5 protein-coding genes and 1 pseudogene are annotated in these 4877 nt (G+C 39.6%); 3 read left to right on the plus strand and 3 right to left on the minus strand.

Annotated elements, in window-relative coordinates; genetic code table 11:
* On the plus strand, positions 1-276 hold a 276-nt coding region (locus ACESK1_RS11155), incomplete at its 5' end, for an aminotransferase class I/II-fold pyridoxal phosphate-dependent enzyme (protein WP_372920258.1).
* A gap of 63 nt (positions 277-339) precedes the next feature.
* On the opposite strand, the gene ACESK1_RS11160 is transcribed toward ACESK1_RS11155, so the two are convergent.
* Together ACESK1_RS11160 and trkA are read right to left on the minus strand one after the other, a co-directional pair.
* Positions 340-1836 carry a TrkH family potassium uptake protein gene (locus tag ACESK1_RS11160; protein WP_372920259.1) on the minus strand — a complete coding sequence of 499 codons (1497 nt, stop codon included), beginning with the start codon at positions 1834-1836 and terminating at the stop codon, positions 340-342.
* A complete protein-coding gene (trkA, locus tag ACESK1_RS11165; protein WP_372920260.1) occupies positions 1836-3185 on the minus strand; it encodes a Trk system potassium transporter TrkA in 1350 nt (449 codons plus the stop codon). The genes ACESK1_RS11160 and trkA overlap by 1 nt, the downstream gene beginning before the upstream one ends.
* Positions 3186-3321: 136 nt before the next feature.
* On the opposite strand from trkA, the gene ubiE reads away from it, so the two are divergent.
* A complete protein-coding gene (gene ubiE / locus ACESK1_RS11170; protein WP_372920261.1) occupies positions 3322-4050 on the plus strand; it encodes a bifunctional demethylmenaquinone methyltransferase/2-methoxy-6-polyprenyl-1,4-benzoquinol methylase UbiE in 729 nt (242 codons plus the stop codon).
* Positions 4051-4054: 4 nt separating this feature from the next.
* Positions 4055-4762, plus strand: coding sequence for a porin family protein (locus ACESK1_RS11175; RefSeq protein WP_372920262.1), 708 nt, complete (start codon positions 4055-4057; stop codon positions 4760-4762).
* 1 nt (position 4763) lies between these two features.
* On the opposite strand, the pseudogene ACESK1_RS11180 reads toward ACESK1_RS11175, so the two are convergent.
* Positions 4764-4877: pseudogene (locus ACESK1_RS11180) on the minus strand (RNA methyltransferase); the annotation flags it as partial.

Genomic DNA, 4877 nt, shown 5'->3' on the forward strand with positions numbered 1-4877 from the left:
TTGCTAAATGACATTGAAGGTTTTAAAACCACTGAACCGGAAGGTGCATTTTATGTCTTCCCAAATATTTCTTATTTCTTCGGAAAAACAATCAAAGGACATAAAATTGAAAATGCTACAGATTTTTCCTTGTTCTTACTGGAAGAAGCCCTGGTAGCTACTGTAACAGGTGATGCCTTCGGAAATCCAGATTGCATAAGAATTTCTTACGCAGCCAGCGAAGATCAGATCGAAGAAGCCTTAAAACGAATTAAAAAGGTATTAGCTGAAGCTTAACCTGCTGATTAAAATTTTCAGAACAGATTAAAACCGGTTTGAAATTTCAGATCGGTTTTTTTATTAGCGGTTACGCCAGAAGTAAGGGGTTAAGATTATAAGCACTGTAAAGAGTTCCAACCGTCCAATCAACATCAGGAAGGCGCTCCAGTACTTTCCGAAAACCGGAAGAATATCAAAATTATTAACAGGACCTAAAGCTCCAAGTGCGGGCCCAATATTACCAAGAGAAGAAGCTGCTCCTCCAATAGCTGTCTGAAAATCCAGTCCCATTCCTCCAAAAACCACCGAACCTATAATAAATGCCAGCATATAGAGAATAAAGAAACCAAGGATATTGAACACGATCTCATGACTAACAGATTTTCCATTGAAACGTACCGGCAAAATAGCATTTGGATGCAGGCTTCGCTTAAATTCAGTCATCCCATTCCTGATCATTATAATATGACGCATAACCTTCACACCTCCGGAAGTTGACCCCGCTGAGCCTCCGAGAAAGAACAAACCGAAAAATACCACTGTTAAAAAAGGCGTCCACATCGTATAATCTGCAGTTACGAACCCTGTGGTAGTAATTATCGCTATTACCTGGAAAAGTGCATGTCTAAAAGCACTTTCGGCTTCTCCCCATACCATTGGATGGTCTATTTGAGAAAGACTTAGATCTGCTTCAAAGTATATTAATACCGATGCCAGTATAGTAAATACTGCAATAAACAGAATATACCATTTAAACTCGTCATCATGTAAAACCTTTTGAATTCTCCCTTTGAAACTAAAATAACTGAGTACAAAATTACTACCAGCCAGGATCATAAATAAAATAATTATATACTGAATGATCGGCTGGTCGTTCCAATAGGCTACACTGATGTTTTTGGTAGAAAATCCACCCGTGGACAACGTACTAAGGGAATGATTAATGGCATCAAAGAAACTCATCCCAGCTACTCTTAGCAGGATAGTTTCGGCTACAGTGTAAGAAACATAGATTAACCAAAGTCTTTTGGCGGTATCGGTAATTCGGGGTTTAAGCTTATCGGCATTTGGGCCGGGAGCTTCCGCAGCAAAAAGCTGCATCCCCCCAATCCCCAAAAGTGGAAGAATTGCGATGGCAAGCACGATAATTCCCATCCCTCCTATCCAATGGGTTAAACTCCTCCAGAAAAGAATTCCGTCAGGAATAGATTCAATGTCATTTAAAATAGAAGCTCCGGTTGTGGTATAACCGGACATGGTTTCGAAAAAGGCATTATGGAACTGGGGAATGGATTCACTTATCAAGTAAGGAAGGGTACCACTCAGGGCCATAAAGATCCAACCAAAAGTAACAATGATATAACCCTCACGTTTTTTCACTTCCTTACGGTGGCCCCTTGTGCTAAACATAAGGAGAATTCCTATAAACAGGGTTATTAAAGCGGCTGTAGAAATTTCGAGGGTAACGCCGTCCTGATAAAACCAGCTAATAAGCACTGCCAATAACATAAAAGCTCCGTTGCATAAAAGCAACAGCCCCATTACGTGGAAAATGATCTGGTAATTAAGCCTAGGCATTATAGAAAGAGTTTTTCAACTTTTTTAATAGAGCGGGGAAGACAACAAACTACAATTCGGTCTCCGGCCTTGATCCTAAAGTCTCCCAAAGCGATCACTCCCTCTCCATCTCTAATAATTCCGCCAATAATCGCTGAGCGCGGAAAATCAAGGTTTTTAATTATTTTGTCACAAACCTGCGAATCCGGCTTTACAATGAACTCGAGCAACTCTGCGTTCATATTGTTAATTTTGGTCATCGCCACTACCTCCCCTTTTCTAATGTAACGGAAGATATTATTAGCTGCCAGCAGCTTTTTATTGATGAGCGTATCTATCCCTATGGAATGGCTTAACTGGTAATAATCCATATTTTCTACGAGGGAAATTGTCTTTTTCACCATTTTTGATTTCGCTACCAGGCAGGACATAATATTGGTTTCTGAATTACCGGTAACGGCAATAAAAGCATCCATATCGTAGATATTTTCCTCATCAAGCAATTCTACGTTACGGCCATCACCATAAATTATCAATGCCTTAGGAAGTTCATCTGCAAGATCGTAGGCTTTGGTTTTGTTCTGTTCAATGAGCTTGACATTGAAATTATGGCTGCAGAGGTCACGGGCGGTTTTTTTCCCGATTTTACTTCCTCCCAGGATCATCACATTTTTAATATCCTGTTTCACCTTTCCGGTTAATTTATAGAGGTTTTCCACCCCTTTTTTCAGCGTGATAAAGTTAACCTGATCTCCCTCGCGGAATTCAGTATCACCACGTGGAATAAGAGTATATTGAGTGCCAAGTCGTTGTATGGCGATAGGCACAAAATTTAATTCAGGGAAGACTCCAGCAGCTTCTTTAACCGTTTTTCCAACAAAAGGCGCATTTCTGGATAAGCTAAGACCAATCATGGTAAGCAGACCACCTTCAAATTCGTAACTATCGTTAAAGGCTGATTGATTCAGAAGTAATTCGATCTCCCTGGCGGCAATGGCTTCGGGAGAAATAAGTTCATCTATTCCTAGTTTACTAAAACCGATTTCGTCCTTATTATGAAGAAATTCGGTATTGGAAATTCTGGCTATAGTCCTTTTCGCACCCAATTGTTTGGCTAACACGCAAGCAGTAATATTGGTTGCTTCACTGGAAGTTACACCAATTAGCATATCAACATGCTTTACATGGGCCTCTTTTAGGATCGCGATAGAAGTCGCATCTCCTTTTATAGTTCTAATATCAAGATGGGTATCAGCATAAATTAAATTATCCCGGTTGGTATCAATCAAGGTAATATCCTGGGATTCAAAGGAAAGTAATTTTGCCAAATGAAAGCCTACTTCTCCCGCTCCGGCGATAATTATCTTCATATAACTGCTTGAAATTGTAAGGAAAAGCAAAGGTACGTTATTTTCCACAATCCAAAAATCTTAGCAGCCTCAACAAATTGAGAATCTGTAAGACACAGTTTCCTGATAAGACTTATCTTTGGCAAAAATTATCTGCATGAGCAAAAAGGTTACTCCATATCGCGATTCAAAACTCAACAAGAAAAAGCAGGTTGAACAGATGTTCGATAATATCTCGGGAAATTACGACGGGCTTAACCGGGTGATCTCTTTTGGAACTGATGTAAAATGGAGAAAAAAAGTGATAGCTCTGGTAGCTGCTCAAAATCCTGACAGTATTCTGGATATAGCTACTGGCACGGGAGATCTTGCAATTCAGATGGCACCTATTAATGCTGAAAGAATTGTAGGTCTTGATCTTTCGGAAGGCATGTTGAATGTAGGAAGAAAGAAAATTGCAGCAAAGAACCTGGATAACAGAATTGAAATGATTCAGGGAGATTCTGAAGCACTACCTTTTAAAGACAATACTTTCGATGCTATTACTGTAGCTTTTGGGGTAAGAAACTTTGAAACCCTTGATAAAGGTCTGGCTGAAATATATAGGGTTCTAAGACCCGGGGGGATTTTTGTAGTTCTGGAGACTTCTGTCCCAACAAAATTTCCTTTTAAACAAGGCTATAAATTTTACTCCAACCATATTCTTCCCTTAATCGGAAAAGCCTTTTCTAAAGACAAAGATGCCTATTCCTATCTAAGCGAAAGCGCCGCATCTTTTCCTTATGGCGAACACTTCAACAATATTTTAAAGAAAATTGGGTTTAGTAATGTAGAACACGAGCCTCAAACTTTTGGGGTGGCAACCATTTATAAGGGTTCAAAATAAAACTATGAAAAGATTTTTTCTGCTAGCCTTTTTCATGCTGTCATTTTCTTACTCGCACGCGCAGTTATTTTCGGGCGAAAAGATTCTTAACAATGAAAATTTTGACCGGCAACAATGGTCCTGGGGTTATTTTCTCGGCTTAAATTCCTATGATTTCAAATTCAAATATGAAGAATATGATCCAAGCCCTACTACCGGTAAAGATAGGATTGTTGAAACCAATATGGGTTTCAATGTAGGTTTGGTAGGAAACCTTAGATTAACCAACAATCTTGATTTGCGACTAGAACCCGGAGTGAGCTTTAACACCAGGGGCTTCCAGGTTACAAGGGCCGACCCGGATACCTACCGCGAAATTAACTCCACGTATGTTCATATACCCCTTTTAATAAAATTTTCTACTGACAGGCATAACAATTTTAAACCTTTCGTGGTGGGAGGAGTTTCAACCTCCATCAACCTCTCGAGTAATGAGAATAATCCTGATGATAACAGTGCGGGGCAATTCAGGATGACTACCAATTCCTATTACTATGAGCTGGGTTTTGGAATAGATCTTTACCTCTATTATTTTAAATTTTCACCTTCCCTCAGAGGTGTGTTCGCTATAAACGATGAATTAATCAGAGATAATTCCTCCAACAGTATCTATACCGGGAATATTGAAAAAATGTCCACTAGAGGGGTGTTCCTGAATTTCACCTTCCAATAGGCTACCTTCGCTTAAATTCACTTAGAAGGATTGCCGTAGCGGTAGCGACATTAAGACTTTCTGTTTCCTTGGAGTCTCCAAACCGGGGAATCCCGACTTTTTGAGTGATGAGTTG

The organism is Salegentibacter sp. (genome assembly GCF_041642575.1).
Classification (GTDB): domain Bacteria; phylum Bacteroidota; class Bacteroidia; order Flavobacteriales; family Flavobacteriaceae; genus Salegentibacter.